Raw genomic sequence first — 19,254 nt, 5'->3', positions numbered from 1 at the left:
AAACGCCCGGTTACATTCCGAACCCGGAAGCTAAGCCTTACAGCGCCGATGGTACTGCAGGGGGGACCCTGTGGGAGAGTAGGACGCCGCCGAACAATCATTGAAAGGGTTGGACCCGGAACTTCGGTTTCGGGTCCAACCCTTTTTTGTTGTCCGTCACTTGAAGTTCACGTTGCGCGAGCAGCATCCACAGCATGGGTACTGCTGCAATGCTCAGGGCCGCCGGTGTCGGACTCGGTGACGAGGTCGTGGTGCCGGCCTTCGGGAACGTCGAGGTCGCCGAAGCCGTGGCCAAGGCCGGGGCTCTTCCGGTGTTCGCCGACATAGACCCCGCCACCTACTGCCTCGACGCCGCCGCTGTGGAAGCGGCGGTGACTGCGCGGACCGCGGCCGTGGTTGCCGTGCACCGGTTCGGGCGGCTCGCCGACATCCCGCGGCTGCACGCGCTCGGACAGCGGCACGGACTGCTCGTGCTGGAACAGGGGGAGTCCGAAGCGCCGTACGACGAGATAGCCCAGCGCAGGGAGCGCGCCGCCTATCTCCACGCCAAGTTGAGGGGTGTCCGGGCGCCGGAGGACGGTGACGGGCACACCTATCAGCAGTACGTGGTGCGGGTTCCCGGCAATGGCCGACCCGATCGGGATGCCTTTTCGCGGGCCCTGCGAGCAAAGGGAGTTGAGTGCCGGGTGCCGGTGAAGACGCCCGTGCACCGGCTGCCCGAATTCCGGCGGTGTGTTTCGCTGCCGGAGACCGAACGGGCCTCCGACGAGACGCTGGCGCTGCCCGTGGACGCGTCGCTGACCAAGCGTGACATGCAGCGCGTCGTGTCCGCCTGCAATGCCCTCGGAGGGCTTCTGCAGCCCGCCTTCTGACGTGGTTGGGAGCACGGCTCTGTTCGGGGTATGATCTATTCCGTTGCCGCGGGGGAGACCTCGCAAGCAACAGGCCCCTATAGCTCAGTCGGTAGAGCGTCTCCATGGTAAGGAGAAGGTCAGCGGTTCGATTCCGCTTGGGGGCTCCGACAAAAAGGCCCCACCCTTACGGGTGGGGCTTTTCGCGTTCTCCTAGTCCTTCTGAAGTCCGGGGACGCGCATGGCCAGGATCGCCATGTCGTCCGAGGGGGCGTCCGACGCGAAGCGTTCCACCGCGCGCATGATGCGGGCCGCGACCGCGCCGGCCGTGAGGCCCGTGCAGGTCGTGAGGACGTCGGCGAGGCCGTCGTCGCCGAGCATGCGGGCACCCTCCCGGCGTTCGGTGACGCCGTCCGTGACGCACAGGAGGACATCGCCCGGGTCGAGGGTGACGGTCTGCTCGTAGAGCTCCAGGTCCTCGATGACACCGAGGAGCGGCTGGGGCTCCGCGGCCGGCTCGACCGACCCGTCCTGGCGCAGGCGCAGCGGGAGCGGGTGTCCGGCGCAGACCACCTTCAGCTCCGCGCTGCCGTCCTCCTGGGGGCGCATCTCGCCGTACAGGAGGGTGAGGAAGCGGCTGCGGGCGCCCTCGTCGAGGATCGCGGAGTTGAGGCGCTCCAGGACCGTCGGGCCGCTGAGGCCCTCGCGGGCCAGCAGGCGCAGGGCGTGGCGGGCCAGGCCTGTGACCGCCGCGGCGTTCGGGCCCGTGCCGCAGACGTCGCCGATGGCGAAGCCGTAGGCGCCGTCGCGGATGGGGAAGACGTCGTAGAAGTCGCCGCCGACCTCGTTGCCCTCGCCTGCGGCGCGGTAGATGACCTCGACCTCGACGCCGTCGATCTCGGGGAGCTCCGGGGGGAGGAGGCTGCGCTGGAGGGACTGGCTGATCGCCGTGCGCTCCGAGTAGAGGCGGGCGTTGTCCAGGGCCAGGGCGGCCCGGCGGGAGAGGTCTTCGGCGAGTTCCAGGATCTCCTGGCGGAAATGTTCGTCGGTCGGCTTGCCGAGGGTCAGCATGCCGATGACGCGGTTGCGGGCGACCAGCGGAAGGACGACGGTCTCGCCGCCGACGGCGGAGGCGGTGGAGAGGGTGGGGCCGATGCCGGGTGTGACCTGGCGGGTGGGGCTGCCGCTGAGGCCGAGGCTGCGCATGGAGGTGCGCAGGGCCGCCTGGTGGGCGACCTCACCGGGAGCCGTCCACACGCGGGCGCCGGGGGTGGGGACCGGGTCGGGCGGGGGGACCTTCGACAGCAGGGACTTGATGCCGTCGATGAGTTCCTCGTCCTCGTGCAGGACGTAGGAGAGGTAGGGCTCGGAGGCCTGGTCGGCGATCGTGTAGACGGCGCACCAGGTGGCGAGGGTCGGGACCGTCATCTGGGCCATGAGGGCCAGGGTCTGGTCGCGGTCCAGGGTGCCGGCCAGCAGGTCGGACGCCTCGACGAGGAAGCTGAGGGAGCCGCGGCGCAGGCGTTCCAGTTCGCCCAGGCGGGCCGACTCGACGGCGAGGGCGATGCGGTCGGCGGCGAACTGGAGGCGCAGGGCCTCCTCGTTGGAGTATCTGGCCGGGGCCTCGGCGGCGACGCCGAGGGAGCCGGTCAGGCGGCCCTCGACCTTGAGCGGGACGGTGACGACCGAGCGCATGCCCGTGCCGTTCAGCAGTGGTACCGCGCCGGGGACCGCGGTCAGGTCGTCGTGGACGGCGGGCATGCGGGCCGAGCCGTAGCGGCCGGGGCCGGCTTCGACGGGGACGCGGGCGAAGCGCTGGCGGGCGGAGGGGAGGCCGGTGGAGGCGCGGACCTCCAGTTCCGTCTCGTCGTCGGTGGCCAGCAGGAGGAACGCCGAGTCGCCGTCGAGCATGTCGCGGGCGCGTTCGACCGTGCGCTGGAGGAGGCCGTCGAGGTCGTCCGGGGCGGGGGAACCGATGAAGACTTCGAAGGGGTCGGTGCTCTGGCCCTCGGCGCCGGTCGAGCTGTCGGACGCGGGGCCGCGCAGGGGGGTCTGCAGAACTGCCCGTTCGTGGTCGCGTACCAGGAGGCACACGGTTGACGGTTCGCCGCCGGTGTCGCGGACGCGCAGGTGGGAGGCGTAGACGGGGGTGACGCGGCCGGTGACGGCGCGGATGCCGTAGCTGCCTTCCCAGCGGGAGAGACGGAGGGCTTCCGCGATGCCGGTGCTGGTGCCGGGGGTGTGGGGCCAGGCGGCGAGGTCGGTCAGGGGTTTGCCGGTGACCTGATCGGCCGGGTAGCCGAAGAGTTCCTCGGCGTCCTCGTTCCAGGCGGTGATGTGGCCGGTGCGGTCGATCTGGATCACTGCGACGCGGACCCGGCCGTCGGCGAGGGGGAGCAGGTCCAAGGGGAGGGCGGGTCCGGCCGCGCGGGTGCCCACCGCGCGTGCGGGCAGGTCCAGTTGGAACCAGACGGTCTTGTGGGTGGGGATGTACTCCACGCCCCAGCGGCCGGCGAGGGCCGCGCACAGCTGGAGTCCGCGGCCGCCTTCGCGGTCGGGGCTGCCCATGTTGACGGCCGTGCCCTGGAGGGGGATCTCGCGTTCGGGGTACCGGTCGGCGACCTCGATGCGTACGCCGTCGTCGCTGCGCAGGCAGAGCACGTCCGCGGAGGTGCCGGCGTGGACCACGGCGTTGGTCACCAGTTCGCTGGTGAGAACGACGGCGTCGTCGACGATGTCGGCGAAGCCCCAGCCCTGGAGGGTGTCGCGGACGAAGGAGCGGGCGCTCGCGACCGAGCGCCCGACGGGCTCGAAACTGGCGGCCGCGCGCGCGGTGATCACAGAACTCCTCGACCGGTTCTCGACGTGCTGGGCTGCGGGGCCGACCGGCTCGCGCCGCTGCTGCGGCAGGCTGCCCGTCGGCCGGGGGTCCGGGGGCTGTCCCCCGGGGATCAGTCCGGTGGTCATGTTGTGTGCGGCCGCCCCTCCGATGCCCGCTCGTCTTCGTGCCACCGCCCAGGCCGGACGGACCGGCGCGGCTGGACAGCCGGATGCAAGGTTACTTACCTTCGCGGTCCGTGCGGATGCCGGTCTGCAGTGTTTCCGTCCGGAGGGTGTGCGGACGATGTGCGAAGCTGCCGAACTGTTATGGCCTGGTTCGGCCAGGGTGAAACACTAGGCAAGCTTCCTGTGAAGGTCCGGGCAGGCTGTGTGCCCGAGGGTGACCGTGGGCAGCAGCCCCCGTGGAAACGGCCTGGTATGCAGGGCAGAGAATACGCAGTAGTAACTGGTACGGCGAGCGTGGTACCCGGACACAGCAGTGACGGTCGATCCCTGCGGGAGGGACACAGTGGAGTCTGGCGCAGCGACGCGTGGCAGGAAGACGCGCGCGAAAGGCGGACAGTCCCCGGTCAACCAGGGCAAGGTGCGCAGCGGCACGACCGAGGTGGACACGGCCGCTCTGAACCGGCTGATGGCGGCCCTGGTGTCGATGCGGGACGGGAACTTCCGCAAGCGGCTCACGGTGTCGGGCGACGGCGTGATGGCCGAGATCGCGGCGGTCTTCAACGAGGTGGCCGACCGCAATCTGCATCTGACGGGTGAGCTGTCGCGGGTGCGGCGGATGGTGGGCCGTGAGGGCAAGCTCACCGAGCGGCTGGAGACGGGTGCCTGCGAGGGTTCCTGGGCGACGGCGATCGACAACTCGAATGCCCTGGTCGACGACCTGGTGCGGCCGGTCTCCGAGGTCGGCCGGGTGCTGTCGGCGGTGGCGGAGGGTGATCTGTCGCCGCGCATGGAGCTGCGGACGCAGGTGCCGGACGGCAACAGTCAGCCCCTGCGGGGCGAGTTCCTGAAGGTCGGACGGACCGTCAACAACCTGGTCGACCAGCTGTCGACGTTCACCGACGAGGTCACGCGTGTGGCCAGTGAGGTGGGCACCGAGGGCAAGCTGGGCGGGCAGGCCCGGGTGCGGGGCATGTCGGGTTCCTGGCGGGATCTGACGGACTCCGTCAACACGATGGCGTACCGGCTGACGGCCCAGGTGAGGGACATCGCGCTGGTGACGACGGCGGTCGCCAAGGGTGATCTGTCCCGGAAGGTCACGGTCCAGGTCGCCGGCGAGATGCTGGAGCTGAAGAACACCGTCAACACGATGGTGGACCAGCTGTCGGCGTTCTCCTCCGAGGTGACCCGTGTGGCCCGTGAGGTGGGTACCGAGGGCGCGCTGGGTGGTCAGGCGCAGGTGCCGGGCGTCGCCGGTGTGTGGAAGGAACTCACCGATTCGGTGAACACGATGGCCGGGAACCTGACGGCCCAGGTGCGTGGGATCGCGGAGGTGACGACCGCGGTCGCCAACGGTGATCTGTCACGCAAGGTGACCGTGCCGGCGCGCGGCGAGGTCGCGCAGCTCGCCGACACGATCAACCAGATGACCGAGACGCTGCGGATCTTCGCCGACGAGGTCACGCGTGTGGCCAACGAGGTCGGGGCCGAGGGGCAGCTCGGTGGTCAGGCGAACGTGCCGGGTGCGGCGGGGACGTGGAAGGACCTCACCGATTCGGTGAACACGGTCTTCCGGAACCTGACCACTCAGGTGCGGGACATCGCCGCGGTGACGACGGCGGTGGCCAACGGTGACCTGTCGCAGAAGGTCACGGTGGATGTCGCCGGCGAGATGCTGGAGCTGAAGAACACCGTCAACACGATGGTCGACCAGCTGTCCGCGTTCGGTGCGGAAGTGACGCGTGTGGCGCGGGAGATCGGTGTCGAGGGTGAGCTGGGCGGTCAGGCGCAGGTTCCGGGCGCTGCGGGGACGTGGAAGGACCTGACGGACTCCGTCAACACGGCGTTCCGCAACCTCACCGGTCAGGTGAGGAACATCGCCCAGGTGACGACGGCGGTGGCCAACGGTGACCTGTCGCAGAAGGTCACGGTCGACGTCTCCGGTGAGATGCTCAAGCTGAAGAACACCGTGAACACGATGGTGGACCAGCTGTCGAGTTTCGCCGACCAGGTGACGCGGATGGCCCGTGACGTGGGCACGGAGGGCCGTCTGGGCGGTCAGGCCCGTGTCGACGGTGTGTCGGGCACGTGGAAGGAACTCACCGACTCCGTCAACTCGATGGCCGGCAACCTCACCTCCCAGGTGAGGAACATCGCCCAGGTGACTACGGCGGTGGCCCGGGGCGACCTGTCGCAGAAGATCGACGTCGACGCGCGCGGGGAGATCCTGGAGCTGAAGAACACCATCAACACGATGGTGGACCAGCTCTCGGCCTTCGCCGACCAGGTGACCCGGGTCGCGCGCGAGGTGGGTACGGACGGCCGGCTGGGTGGTCAGGCGCAGGTGCCGGGCGTGGCCGGGGTGTGGCGTGACCTGACGGACTCCGTGAACGGCATGGCGTCCAACCTGACCGGCCAGGTGCGCAACATCGCCCAGGTGGCCACGGCGGTGGCCCGCGGTGACCTGTCCCAGAAGATCACCGTGGATGCGCGCGGGGAGATCCTGGAGCTGAAGAACACCCTGAACACGATGGTGGACCAGCTGTCGTCGTTCGCCGAAGAGGTCACGCGTGTGGCCCGTGAGGTGGGTACCGAGGGCATCCTGGGCGGTCAGGCCGAGGTGCAGGGCGTCTCCGGCACCTGGAAGGACCTCACCCAGTCGGTGAACGGCATGGCCAACAACCTGACCATCCAGGTGCGCAACATCGCCGAGGTCACGACCGCGGTGGCCCGGGGCGATCTGTCGAAGAAGATCACCGTCGACGCCAAGGGCGAGATCCTCGAGCTGGTCACGACCGTCAACACGATGGTCGACCAGCTGTCCTCCTTCGCCGAGCAGGTGACCCGGGTGGCCCGTGAGGTGGGCACCGAGGGCATCCTGGGCGGCCAGGCGCACGTGCCGGGTGTCACCGGCATCTGGAAGGACCTGAGCGACAACGTCAACCTGATGGCGAAGAACCTCACCACTCAGGTGCGGAACATCTCCCAGGTCTCGGCGGCGGTCGCCAACGGTGACCTGACGCGGCAGGTGACCATCGAGGCGCGCGGTGAGGTGGCGCAGCTCGCCGACACCATCAACACGATGGTGAAGACGCTGAGTTCGTTCGCCGAGCAGGTCACCAAGGTGGCCCGTGAGGTGGGCACGGACGGCATCCTCGGTGGTCAGGCGCACGTACCGGGTGTGGCCGGTACGTGGAAGGACCTCACCGAGTCCGTGAACCAGATGGCGTCCAACCTGACCGGCCAGGTGCGCAACATCGCCATGGTGACCACGGCCATCGCCAAGGGTGACCTGACGAAGAAGATCGACATCGACGCGCGCGGCGAGATCCTGGAGCTGAAGACGACCATCAACACGATGGTCGACCAGCTGTCGTCCTTCGCCGAGGAGGTCACCCGGGTCGCCCGCGAGGTGGGCACGGAAGGCCAGCTCGGCGGCCAGGCGCGGGTGCGGGACGTGGACGGCACCTGGCGGGACCTGACCGAGTCGGTGAACGAGATGGCCGGGAACCTGACCCGGCAGGTGCGCGCCATCGCGCGCGTGGCGACCGCGGTGACCCGCGGTGACCTGAACCTGAAGATCGACGTGGACGCGTCCGGGGAGATCCAGGAGCTCCAGGACTACATCAACAAGATGATCGCCAACCTGCGCGACACCACGATCGCCAACAAGGAGCAGGACTGGCTCAAGGGCAACCTGGCCCGGATCTCCGCGCTGATGCAGGGCCGCCGCGACCTGGAGGACGTGGCCTCGCTGATCATGAGCGAGCTGACCCCGGTCGTCTCCGCGCAGCACGGGGCGTTCTTCGTGGCGATGCCGCTCGTCGACGGCGAGGACATCAGCGCCACGGACGAGGACCTGTACGAGCTGCGGATGCTCGGCAGTTACGGCTACTCGATGGGTTCGATGCCGACGTCGTTCCAGCCCGGTGAGGCGCTGGTCGGGACGGCCGCCGAGGAGAAGCGCACGATCCTCGTGGAGAACGCGCCGAGCGGCTATCTGAAGATCTCCTCGGGGCTCGGCGAGGCGCCGCCCGCGCAGGTGATCGTGTTGCCGGTGCTGTTCGAGGGCAGCGTGCTCGGCGTCATCGAGCTGGCGTCCTTCACGCCGTTCACGCAGATCCAGAAGGACTTCCTCAACCAGATCGCGGAGATGATCGCGACCAGCGTCAACACCATCTCCGTCAACACCAAGACCGAGCTGCTGCTGGCGCAGTCGCAGGAGCTGACCGAGCAACTTCGTGAGCGCTCGGCCGAGTTGGAACAGCGGCAGAAGGCCCTCCAGGCGTCCAACGCCGAACTGGAGGAGAAGGCCGAACTGCTGGCCCAGCAGAACCGCGACATCGAGGTGAAGAACACCGAGATCGAGGAGGCGCGGCAGGTGCTGGAGGAGCGCGCCGAGCAGCTCGCGGTGTCGATGCGCTACAAGAGCGAGTTCCTGGCGAACATGTCGCACGAGCTGCGTACGCCGCTCAACTCGCTGCTGATCCTGGCCAAGCTGCTCGCCGACAACGCCGAGGGGAACCTCTCGCCGAAGCAGGTCGAGTTCGCCGAGACGATCCACGGGGCCGGTTCGGACCTGCTCCAGCTCATCAACGACATCCTCGACCTGTCGAAGGTCGAGGCGGGCAAGATGGACGTCTCCCCGACGCGGATCGCGCTGGTGCAGCTCGTGGACTACGTGGAGGCGACCTTCCGGCCGCTGACCGCGGAGAAGGGCCTGGACCTGTCGGTGCGGGTCTCGCCGGAGCTGCCCGCGACGCTGCACACCGACGAGCAGCGGTTGCTGCAGGTGCTGCGCAACCTGTTGTCGAACGCGGTGAAGTTCACCGACTCCGGGTCGGTGGAGCTGGTCATCAGGCCGGCGCGGGACGATGTGCCGCAGCGGATCCGGGAGCAGCTGCTGGAGACCGGGTCGCTGGCCGATCCGGAGGCCGAGCTGATCGCGTTCTCCGTGACGGACACGGGGATCGGCATCGCCTCCAGCAAGATGCGGGTGATCTTCGAGGCGTTCAAGCAGGCCGACGGCACGACCAGCCGGAAGTACGGGGGCACGGGCCTCGGGCTGTCCATCTCGCGGGAGATCGCGCAGTTGCTCGGCGGTGAGATTTACGCGCAGAGCGAGACGGGCCGCGGCTCGACGTTCACGCTGTACCTGCCGCTGCACCCCAGTGAACTGCCGCCCCAGGGCTATCAGCAGCAGCTGCCCGCGCTGGAGGCCGGTGACCTGGTGGCGTCGACCACCGACCTGTCCGAGCTGTCGGACGTCGAGGTGGAGACGCCGGCCGAGGTGAAGTCGTATCGCGAGACGCAGAACGGGCCCGCCGCCCTGTTCCGGCGGCGCCGCAGGATGCCCGAGCTGCCGCCGCGCCCCGCACAGCTGGAGCAGTGGGCCCCGGCCGAGCAGGAGCCGGCTCCGAAGCCGAGCCGCGGCATCCGGTTCGGTGGCCAGAAGGTCCTGATCGTCGACGACGACATCCGCAACGTCTTCGCCCTGACCAGCGTCCTGGAGCAGCACGGCCTGTCCGTGCTGTACGCCGAGAACGGCCGGGAGGGCATCGAGGTCCTGGAGCAGCACGATGACGTGGCGGTCGTGCTGATGGACATCATGATGCCCGAGATGGACGGGTACGCCACGACCAGTGCCATCCGCAGGATGCCGCAGTTCGCCGGTCTGCCGATCATCGCGCTGACCGCCAAGGCGATGAAGGGCGACCGGGAGAAGGCGATCGAGTCGGGCGCCTCCGACTACGTGACGAAGCCGGTCGACCCCGACCATCTGCTGGCGGTGATGGATCAGTGGATGCGAGGGGAATGAGGGGAACGTTGGGCAGTTGCGCGACCATGACGGGAAGGTTCGGTGTTCACGCGGAGTTGCCGACTCGGTGTGCGCATAGTCGTGTAGAAGTACGAGATCTGGGGAACCTTCTGGTCTCCTGCTGCGTTTCTGCTACGTGCACAGTGACATCACGGTGACAGGGTGTGGCGACGGGCGGGGTGCGGCTACGATGACCGGCACAAGGACGGGCGGCGCAAGGGAGTCGTCCCCTGGGGCGGCACCCACCGGTGCTGCCGCAGGTCCTGCGGACAGGGGAGGCCCCACGCCGGGGCGAGGAGGGCGGGCCATGGTGCAGAAGGCCAAGATCCTCCTGGTCGATGACCGGCCGGAGAATCTGCTGGCGCTGGAGGCGATCCTCTCTGCGCTCGATCAGACGCTGGTGCGGGCATCGTCCGGGGAGGAAGCGCTCAAAGCGCTGCTCACGGACGACTTCGCGGTCATCCTGCTGGATGTCCAGATGCCGGGTATGGACGGCTTCGAGACGGCGGCGCACATCAAGCGCCGTGAGCGGACCCGGGACATCCCGATCATTTTCCTCACGGCGATCAACCACGGCCCGCACCACACCTTCCGGGGCTACGCGGCGGGTGCGGTGGATTACATCTCCAAGCCGTTCGACCCGTGGGTGCTGCGTGCGAAGGTCTCCGTCTTCGTCGAGCTGTACATGAAGAACTGCCAGCTGCGGGAGCAGGCGTCCCTGCTGCGGCTGCAGTTGGAGGGCAACGGCAAGGACGCGGGCGGCGAGGCCAAGGAGCCGGCCGGGTTGCTCGCGGAGCTCTCCGCGCGGCTCGCGGCCGTAGAGGAGCAGGCCGAGGCGCTGACCAAGCAGCTCAACGACGAGTCGACGGACGCCGCCGCGGTGGCCACGGCGGCTCATCTGGAGCGCAAGCTCACGGGGTTGCGGCGGGCGCTGGACGCGCTGGAGCCGGGCACCGGGAGCACGCCCTCGGTGTCCTCGCAGAACTGACGCGTGTGCGGGCGGGATTGCCCGCCGTGACCGCGCGTCAGTTTCGCGCCTCTCCCGAAGCGACACGAACGGGTGAAGCCGTGGACGCGCGTGTCCCCTGCCGTCTCTCCCGGTAACCTCACACCCATGGCCTCACGTCCCTCCGCAGCCAGAAAGCCGCCTCCCGCGAAGAAGGCGGCCGCGAAGGCTCCGGCGAAGAAGGCCGCCGCCAAGAAGGCTCCCGCGAAGAAGGCGCCCGCCCGGAAGGCCGCGGCCAAGAAGGTCGCGCCCAGACCGGCTCCCAGTCCCACCGGTGGCGTCTACCGGCTCGTGCGCGCCGTCTGGCTCGGCGTGGCGCACGCCGTCGGCGCGGTGTTCCGGGGCATAGGGCAGGGCGCCAAGAACCTCGACCCGGCCCATCGCAAGGACGGTGTCGCCTTGCTGCTGCTCGGCATCGCGCTGATCGTCGCCGCGGGCACCTGGGCCGATCTCAAGGGTCCTGTGGGCGATCTGGTCGAGATCCTGGTGACCGGCGCCTTCGGCCGCCTCGACCTGCTCGTGCCGATACTGCTCGCTGTCGTCGCCGTGCGGTTCATCCGTCACCCGGAGAAGCCCGAGGCGAACGGACGGATCGTCATCGGCCTGTCCGCGCTCGTGATCGGCGTGCTCGGCCAGGTCCACGTCGCGTGCGGCTCACCCGCGCGCGGCGACGGGATGCAGGCCATAAGGGACGCCGGCGGCCTCATCGGCTGGGCCGCCGCGACCCCGCTGTCGTACGCCATGGGCGACGTGCTCGCCGTACCGCTGCTGGTGCTGCTGACGGTCTTCGGGCTGCTGGTCGTCACCGCCACCCCGGTCAACGCCATCCCGCAGCGGCTGCGGCTGCTCGGGGTGCGTCTCGGGATCGTCCGCGACCCGGCCGAGGACGAGTTCGCCTTCGCCGACGACGACGAGCGCTACGAGGAGCAGTGGCGGGAGGCGCTGCCCGCGCGCCCGCGTGGCAGGCGCACGCCGGCGCCCGAGGCGTACGACCCCGACAGTGCCGAGCAGGAGGCGCTCACGCGGCGCCGGGGCCGTCCGCGCCGCTCGGCGGTACCGCAGCCCGACATGGACCGCCCCAGGGACGCCGTGGACGTCGCCGCGGCGGCCGCCGCGGCCCTCGACGGGGCCGTGCTGCACGGCATGCCGCCCTCGCCGGTCGTCGCCGACCTCACCCAGGGCGTACGGGTGGGGGACCAGGAGGCGACCACGCCGACGCCCGTCCCGGCCGCCCGCCCGCAGCAGGACAAGCTCAAGCAGCAGGACAAGCTCAAGAAGGACAGCAAGCCCGAGCAGGAAGAGCCCGAGCCGCAGAAGCCCAGGGCGGGCGTCCGTGACCTCACCAAGGCGCCGCCCTCCGAACCCCGCGACCTGCCCGCGCGCGCGGAGCAGCTCCAGCTCTCCGGCGACATCACGTACTCCCTGCCGTCGCTGGACCTGCTGGAGCGCGGCGGCCCGGGCAAGGCACGCAGCGCCGCCAACGACCTCATCGTCGAGTCGCTGACGACGGTCTTCACCGAGTTCAAGGTGGACGCCAGTGTCACCGGCTTCACCCGGGGTCCGACGGTCACGCGCTACGAGGTCGAGCTCGGCCCCGCCGTGAAGGTCGAGCGGATCACCGCGCTGACGAAGAACATCGCCTACGCCGTCGCCAGCCCGGACGTGCGGATCATCAGCCCCATCCCCGGCAAGTCCGCGGTCGGCATCGAGATCCCCAACACCGACCGCGAGATGGTCAACCTCGGCGACGTACTCCGTCTGGCGGAGTCGGCCGAGGACGACGACCCGATGCTGGTCGCCTTCGGCAAGGACGTCGAGGGCGGCTACGTCATGCACTCCCTGGCGAAGATGCCGCACATGCTCGTCGCCGGCGCCACCGGCTCCGGCAAGTCGTCCTGCATCAACTGCCTGATCACCTCGATCATGATGCGGGCGACCCCCGAGGACGTCCGGATGATCCTCGTCGACCCCAAGCGGGTCGAGCTGACCGCGTACGAGGGCATCCCGCACCTGATCACACCGATCATCACCAACCCCAAGCGGGCCGCCGAGGCGCTCCAGTGGGTCGTGCGCGAGATGGACCTGCGCTACGACGACCTGGCGGCCTACGGCTACCGGCACATCGACGACTTCAACAAGGCCGTGCGCGAGGGCAAGGCCAAACCGCCCGAGGGCAGCGAGCGTGAACTCCAGCCGTACCCGTATCTGCTGGTCATCGTGGACGAGCTCGCCGACCTGATGATGGTCGCGCCCCGGGACGTCGAGGACGCGATCGTGCGCATCACGCAGCTCGCGCGCGCGGCCGGCATCCACCTGGTGCTCGCCACGCAGCGGCCGTCGGTGGACGTCGTCACCGGCCTGATCAAGGCGAACGTGCCGTCGCGACTGGCGTTCGCCACGTCCTCGCTGGCCGACTCGCGGGTCATCCTCGACCAGCCCGGTGCCGAGAAGCTCATCGGCAAGGGTGACGGGCTGTTCCTGCCCATGGGGGCCAACAAGCCCACCCGTATGCAGGGCGCGTTCGTCACCGAGGAGGAGATCGCGGGCGTCGTCCGGCACTGCAAGGACCAGATGACGCCGGTCTTCCGGGACGACGTCGTCGTGGGCACCAAGCAGAAGAAGGAGATCGACGAGGACATCGGCGACGACCTCGACCTGCTGTGCCAGGCGGCCGAACTGGTCGTCTCCACGCAGTTCGGGTCGACGTCCATGCTCCAGCGCAAGCTGCGCGTCGGCTTCGCCAAGGCCGGCCGGCTGATGGACCTGATGGAGTCCCGGAACATCGTCGGACCGAGCGAGGGTTCGAAGGCTCGTGACGTTCTTGTGAAGCCTGACGAGCTGGATGGCGTGCTCGCCCTGATCCGGGGGGAGTCTGAAGGTTAGGGAGGCGGGACACGGTGATCGCCGACACGGAGCGTTACGGCAATCGGGTCCGGATCGTGACGCATCCGTGAGGGATCATCGGGCAACCGTTTCCCTTCGGTGTACGTCAAGTTGAGGGAAGCGACGAACAGCGACCCCACCATCGGAATGTCGGGCCATTCCGATGGCGTACAAAGTGACACCGCCCGGTTGCCCCACCCTTTTGGTACCCCCCTAGACTGAACTTCCAGCACAGGCGGCTACACGCTCGAAAGGCGCCCCCGTGTCCATCGGCAACTCCCCTGAAGACGAGCGTCCGTTCGAAAACGAGCACGTCGAAGCAGACCGCGAGGAAGCCCGCCCCTCCATCGGTCATGTCCTGCAGCAGGCTCGTATCGCCGCCGGGCTGACCGTCGACGACGTCAGTAGCGCCACCCGGGTCCGCATGAACATCGTGCACGCGATCGAGGCGGACGACTTCTCCCCCTGCGGTGGGGACGTCTACGCCCGTGGGCACATCAGGACCCTGGCCAAGGCCGTCCACCTCGACCCCGAGCCGCTGCTCGCCCAGTACGGCGACGAGCACGGCGGGCGGCCGGCGCCGACCCCGGCGGCTCCCCTCTTCGAGGCGGAACGTATCCGTCCGGAGCGGCGGGGTCCCAACTGGACCGCCGCCATGGTTGCCGCGATCGTCGCCGTGATCGGCTTCGTCGGCTTCACGATGTTCCAGGGCGGCGACGACAGCGGCAACGAGGCGAACGTGGCCGAGGGCTCCACGCCCAGCGACTCCGCCTCCCCGACCACCAAGACCAAGAAGCCCGCCGACCCCGAACCCGAGCCGTCGGACAGCGCCATCGCCGCCGCGCCGCAGGACAAGGTGACCGTCCGGGTGGCCGCGGCCGACGGCCGCAGCTGGATCGCCGCCAAGGACCACAACGGCCGGATGATCTTCGACGGCGTCCTCAAGCAGGGCGACACCAAGACCTTCCAGGACAGCTCCAAGGTGCACCTCGTCCTCGGGGACGCCGGCGCGATCGACCTCTTCGTCAACGGCAAGAAGATCGAGGAGGACTTCCAGCCGGGGTCCGTCGAACGCCTGACGTACACGAAGGGCGATCCCGAAGCCGGGTGATCAGCCCGAAAGGTCCAGTTGGCACGGGGTTGGCCGGGAAACGGCCAACCCCGTCGACATGGGGTGTCAGCGGAACGAAGTAGTCTTGAGCCCATGCCTGAACGCCGTACCGTCGCACTGGTCACCCTTGGCTGCGCCCGTAACGAGGTGGACTCGGAGGAGCTCGCAGGCCGTTTGGAGGCGGACGGCTGGCAGCTCGTGGAGGACGCCGAGAACGCGGACGTCGCCGTCGTGAACACCTGCGGCTTCGTCGAAGCCGCCAAGAAGGACTCCGTCGACGCCCTCCTCGAAGCCAACGACCTCAAGGGGCACGGCAGAACCCAGGCCGTCGTGGCGGTGGGCTGCATGGCCGAGCGGTACGGCAAGGAGCTCGCCGACGCCCTCCCCGAGGCCGACGGCGTGCTCGGCTTCGACGACTACTCGGACATCTCGGACCGCCTGCAGACCATCCTCAACGGCGGAATCCACGCCTCCCACACCCCGCGCGACCGGCGCAAGCTGCTGCCGATCAGCCCCGCCGAGCGCCAGGAATCGGCCGGCGCGGTCGCCCTGCCCGGACACGGCCCGGCCGAGCCCGCCGTCGCGCCGGCGGACCTCCCGGAGGGCCTTGCTCCGGCCTCGGGCCCGCGTGCGCCCCTGCGCCGACGCCTGGACGGCTCCCCGGTCGCCTCCGTGAAGCTCGCCTCCGGCTGCGACCGCCGCTGCTCCTTCTGCGCCATCCCCTCCTTCCGCGGCTCCTTCATCTCCCGCCGCCCGAGCGACGTGCTGAACGAGACGCGCTGGCTGGCCGAGCAGGGCGTGAAGGAGATCATGCTGGTCTCCGAGAACAACACCTCCTACGGCAAGGACCTCGGCGACATCCGCCTGCTGGAGTCGCTGCTGCCCGAGCTGGCCGAGGTCGACGGCATCGAGCGTGTCCGCGTCAGCTATCTCCAGCCGGCCGAGATGCGGCCCGGCCTCATCGACGTGCTCACCTCGACCCCGAAGGTCGCGCCCTACTTCGACCTGTCCTTCCAGCACTCCGCGCCCGGCGTGCTGCGCGCGATGCGCCGCTTCGGCGACACCGACCGCTTCCTGGAGCTCCTCGACACCATCCGGAGCAAGGCGCCGGAGGCCGGTGTCCGCTCGAACTTCATCGTCGGTTTCCCCGGCGAGAGCGAGGCCGACCTCGCCGAGCTGGAACGGTTCCTGAACGGCGCGCGGCTGGACGCGATCGGCGTCTTCGGCTACTCCGACGAGGAAGGCACCGAGGCCGCGACCTATGACACCAAGCTCGACGAGGATGTCGTCGCCGAGCGGCTGGCCCACATCTCGCGCCTGGCGGAGGAACTCGTCTCGCAGCGGGCCGAGGAGCGCGTCGGCCAGAGCGTGCGGGTCCTCGTCGAGTCCGTCGACGAGGACGGTGTGTACGGCCGTGCCGAGCACCAGGCGCCCGAGACGGACGGCCAGGTGCTGCTCACGAGCGGCGCGGGCCTGCGGGTCGGCCGTATGGTCGAGGCGAAGGTGGTCGGTACGGAGGGTGTCGACCTGGTGGCCGAGCCGCTGCAGGGCTCGCTCACGTCGCCTGCGTGGAGTGAGGAGGCGGGCAGATGACCGGTGTCCCGGCATCCGCGGCGGGAGGCGCTTCCGGCGCGAGGAGGGCCGCGGCCGGTGCGGCCGCCGCGCCTCCGGTGGCCTCGGGCCATGCGTCCGCGCGGTCGGCCGAGGGCCCGGCGTCCGGAGCGGGGCGTGCCGCGGCGGCCGACGCGGGGCACGGTGAGGCCGCCGGTTCAGGGCCCGGTCCGCAGGTGGGGCCCGCCGGGACTTCCGGCGCGGGGCCCGGTGCCGGCGAGCCAGCCCAGGAGGAGGACCCCGGTCTCGGCGCCCAGGATGAGGGGAAGACCCCGCGCGGCAAGAAGATCGCTGCCGCAGCCGTCAACGAGGCGAGCGTCTGGAACATCGCCAACCTCCTGACCATGCTCAGGCTGGTGCTCGTACCGGCCTTCGTCGCGCTGATGCTCGCCGACGGCGGCTACGACCCGGCGTGGCGGGCCTTCGCCTGGGCCGCTTTCGCGATCGCCATGATCACCGACCTGTTCGACGGGCATCTGGCGCGCACGTACAACCTGGTCACGGACTTCGGGAAGATCGCCGACCCCATCGCCGACAAGGCGATCATGGGTGCGGCGCTGATCTGTCTCTCCGCGCTCGGTGATCTGCCGTGGTGGGTGACCGGTGTCATCCTCGGCAGGGAACTGGGGATCACCCTGCTGCGTTTTCTGGTCATCCGGTACGGCGTCATTCCCGCCAGCCGCGGGGGCAAGCTGAAGACGCTCACCCAGGGCGTCGCCGTGGGCATGTACGTCCTGCCGCTGACGGGTTGGCTGGCGACCCTGAGGTGGTGGGTGATGGCTGCGGCGGTCGTGCTGACCGTGGTGACCGGACTCGACTATGTGAAACAGGCCATTGTCTTGCGCAGGCAGGGAATCGCCGAGCGCAAGGCCGCGTTGGAGGAGAAGGAAGCGTGAGTTCCACGGCCACCGACGTGGTGCGACTACTCACGGTGAAGGGCGAGACGCTCGCCGTGGCGGAGTCGCTGACCGGTGGCCTCGTTGCGGCGGAGATCACGTCGGTCCCGGGAGCGTCCAAGGTGTTCCGGGGCTCCGTGACCGCTTACGCCACCGAGCTGAAGCATGACCTGCTCGATGTCGACGCCGCCCTGCTGGAGACCCGGGGAGCGGTGGATGCGCAGGTCGCAGCGCAGATGGCGGCCGGTGTGCGCAAGGTGCTCGGCACCGACTGGGGCATCGCGACCACGGGTGTCGCCGGCCCCGAGCCGCAGGACTGGCAGCCCGTCGGCACGGTCTTCGTCGCCGTGGACGGGCCCTTGGCGGCGGATCCGGGTTCTGCCGGCGGCGGAAAAGTGGAGGCTCTGCGGTTGAACGGCGGCCGCGCGGAAATTCGTAGAGAGAGTGTACGGAGCGTACTCGCACTGCTCCTGGAGGGGCTTGCGGGCGGACAGACTGGGAATGAGCGGGCACAGGATACGGAACGGAACGGGGGGTTTTGATGTTTGCAGCCCTGAGTGAACACGACATCGCTCCCCGCACGGCCGCGGCGCAAGGCGGTACGGTGGGGCGTAATGGATGCGGCTACGCGGTCCGAGGAGGGAGCCACCGATGATTCTGCTCCGTCGCCTGCTGGGTGACGTGCTGCGTCGGCAGCGCCAGCGCCAGGGCCGTACTCTGCGCGAAGTCTCCTCGTCCGCCCGAGTCTCACTCGGCTATCTCTCCGAGGTGGAGCGGGGGCAGAAGGAGGCTTCCTCCGAGCTGCTCTCCGCGATCTGCGACGCGCTGGACGTACGGATGTCCGAGCTCATGCGGGAAGTGAGCGACGAGCTCGCCCTCGCCGAGCTGGCCCAGTCTGCTGCGGCCACCCCCAGCGAGCCTGTACCCACGCCGGTTCGCTCGATGCTGGGTTCCGTCTCGGTGACCGGCGTGCCACCGGAACGGGTGACCATCAAGGCGCCCGCCGAAGCGGTGGACGTCGTCGCCGCGTGAGGTTTCGCGTCTGCGCGGCATGACAGGAACGGCGCCGATCAGGCGCTGAGAAGTGGTGAGGCCCCGGCCGGGCCTCTCCGGGAGAGCCGGAGGGGTGTCGCCCGGGGTTTTCGCTTGTGCGGCTCCGGTTTTCGCGCGCCTCGGCCCGGGCTGTGCCGTCACGCGAGCGCTGTGTCTGATTTGTGTGCGTTTGCCGGTGTGGCGTGCGGCGGTCATCGTGGAGGGGATGGCGGGGGCAGTCCTCGGAGGTGCGGATGTACGTCGTGAAGAGCCCATTGACGGACGCGAACCTGAAGACCGTGTCCGAGGCGCTGCAAGGTGCCCTGGTCGACCTGGTGGATCTCGCCCTCGTGGCGAAGCAGATCCACTGGAACGTGGTGGGGCCGCGCTTCCGTTCCGTGCACCTCCAGCTCGACGAAGTCGTCGACACCGCGCGGAGGTACTCCGACACCGTGGCCGAACGGGCCGCGGCACTCGGTATCTCTCCCGACGGGCGTGCCGCCACGGTGGCCGTCGGCAGCGGGATCGGGGTGACGCCTGAGGGTTGGGTGGACGACACGACCGCCGTGGGGACGCTGGTCGAGGCGCTGGGAGCGGTGATCACGCGGATGCGGGAGCGGGTGGAGACGACCGGCGAGCCGGATCCGGTGAGCCAGGACATCTTCATCGGGATCACGGCGGACCTGGAGAAGCACCACTGGATGTTCCAGGCCGAGAACGGGTGATGGCAGCGGGCGCGGGAACGGGCGACGGGGCGGGCGGGCCGACTCGGCCATGCGGGCTTCGTGTGTCTGGTGGGTCTCATGGGTCTCGTGGGTTCTCTGGGGCTCCCATCAGTGGTGGCGCCGCTCGGCTCGGAGGGCTGGGCGGCGCAGTCGGCCCGCGCGTGCGCGGGCTGAGGGGGGCGCGCGGCCCGGCGGGGGTGCTCGGTGCGCCCGTGTGCCCGTGGTGCGTTCTGCCGGCGGATCAGGGCGGCGGCATAGCGTCGGGCCGGAGGTGGCGGCAGGGGCGGGGATAGAGGGCTGGGGGAGCCGGCGCTGGTG

The 19,254-nt window shown here is 69.6% G+C and carries 11 protein-coding genes, 1 tRNA gene and 1 rRNA gene; 12 read left to right on the top strand and 1 reads right to left on the bottom strand.

Going from position 1 to position 19,254, the window contains the following annotated elements; genetic code table 11:
- The 3 genes from rrf to ADK65_RS31305 all read left to right on the top strand — a co-directional run.
- A 5S ribosomal RNA gene (gene rrf, locus ADK65_RS31315) occupies positions 1 to 95 on the top strand; the annotation flags it as partial.
- A 114-nt stretch (positions 96 to 209) separates the two neighbouring features.
- Positions 210 to 872: a DegT/DnrJ/EryC1/StrS family aminotransferase gene (locus ADK65_RS31310; protein ID WP_053674377.1), complete on the top strand. Its 663-nt coding sequence runs from the start codon at positions 210 to 212 to the stop codon at positions 870 to 872.
- Positions 873 to 945: 73 nt separating this feature from the next.
- Positions 946 to 1,018 (top strand) — tRNA-Thr (locus tag ADK65_RS31305).
- A gap of 46 nt (positions 1,019 to 1,064) precedes the next feature.
- On the opposite strand, the gene ADK65_RS31300 is transcribed toward ADK65_RS31305, so the two are convergent.
- Complete coding sequence (locus ADK65_RS31300) at positions 1,065 to 3,818, bottom strand: SpoIIE family protein phosphatase (RefSeq protein WP_053674376.1); 2,754 nt, start codon at positions 3,816 to 3,818, stop codon at positions 1,065 to 1,067.
- Between the two features lie 382 nt (positions 3,819 to 4,200).
- Here ADK65_RS31300 and ADK65_RS31295 point away from each other — a divergent pair, with 382 nt between their 5' ends.
- The 9 genes from ADK65_RS31295 (at position 4,201) to ADK65_RS31255 (ending at position 18,936) form a co-directional block, all read left to right on the top strand.
- Positions 4,201 to 9,672, top strand: a complete 5,472-nt coding sequence (locus tag ADK65_RS31295; protein ID WP_078956237.1) for a HAMP domain-containing protein — start codon at positions 4,201 to 4,203, stop codon at positions 9,670 to 9,672.
- Between the two features lie 307 nt (positions 9,673 to 9,979).
- Positions 9,980 to 10,660 (top strand): response regulator, encoded by a 681-nt coding sequence (locus ADK65_RS31290; RefSeq protein ID WP_053674375.1) that lies wholly within the window; start codon positions 9,980 to 9,982, stop codon positions 10,658 to 10,660.
- Between the two features lie 126 nt (positions 10,661 to 10,786).
- A complete protein-coding gene (locus ADK65_RS31285) occupies positions 10,787 to 13,561 on the top strand; it encodes a DNA translocase FtsK (RefSeq protein ID WP_199825736.1) in 2,775 nt (924 codons plus the stop codon).
- A gap of 262 nt (positions 13,562 to 13,823) precedes the next feature.
- On the top strand, positions 13,824 to 14,672 hold the full coding sequence (locus ADK65_RS31280) for a helix-turn-helix domain-containing protein (RefSeq protein WP_053674374.1): 849 nt from the start codon (positions 13,824 to 13,826) through the stop codon (positions 14,670 to 14,672).
- 93 nt (positions 14,673 to 14,765) lie between these two features.
- Positions 14,766 to 16,265 carry a 30S ribosomal protein S12 methylthiotransferase RimO gene (rimO, locus tag ADK65_RS31275; RefSeq protein WP_078956236.1) on the top strand — a complete coding sequence of 500 codons (1,500 nt, stop codon included), beginning with the start codon at positions 14,766 to 14,768 and terminating at the stop codon, positions 16,263 to 16,265.
- Positions 16,262 to 17,179, top strand: a complete 918-nt coding sequence (pgsA, locus tag ADK65_RS31270; RefSeq protein WP_053674372.1) for a CDP-diacylglycerol--glycerol-3-phosphate 3-phosphatidyltransferase — start codon at positions 16,262 to 16,264, stop codon at positions 17,177 to 17,179. Before rimO ends, pgsA begins: the two co-directional genes overlap by 4 nt.
- On the top strand, positions 17,176 to 17,721 hold the full coding sequence (locus ADK65_RS31265) for a CinA family protein (RefSeq protein WP_053674371.1): 546 nt from the start codon (positions 17,176 to 17,178) through the stop codon (positions 17,719 to 17,721). Before pgsA ends, ADK65_RS31265 begins: the two co-directional genes overlap by 4 nt.
- 109 nt (positions 17,722 to 17,830) lie before the next feature.
- The gene (locus tag ADK65_RS31260) at positions 17,831 to 18,211 is read left to right on the top strand and encodes a helix-turn-helix domain-containing protein (protein WP_033314530.1); all 381 of its coding nucleotides are present in this window, start codon (positions 17,831 to 17,833) and stop codon (positions 18,209 to 18,211) included.
- Between the two features lie 254 nt (positions 18,212 to 18,465).
- On the top strand, positions 18,466 to 18,936 hold the full coding sequence (locus ADK65_RS31255) for a Dps family protein (protein WP_053674370.1): 471 nt from the start codon (positions 18,466 to 18,468) through the stop codon (positions 18,934 to 18,936).
- The last annotated feature ends 318 nt before the right edge of the window (positions 18,937 to 19,254 follow it).

This window comes from Streptomyces sp. NRRL B-1140, assembly GCF_001280065.1.
Taxonomy (GTDB): domain Bacteria; phylum Actinomycetota; class Actinomycetes; order Streptomycetales; family Streptomycetaceae; genus Streptomyces.
Note: the sequence above shows the minus strand (reverse complement) of the source record. Positions and strands in the feature narration are given on the sequence as shown.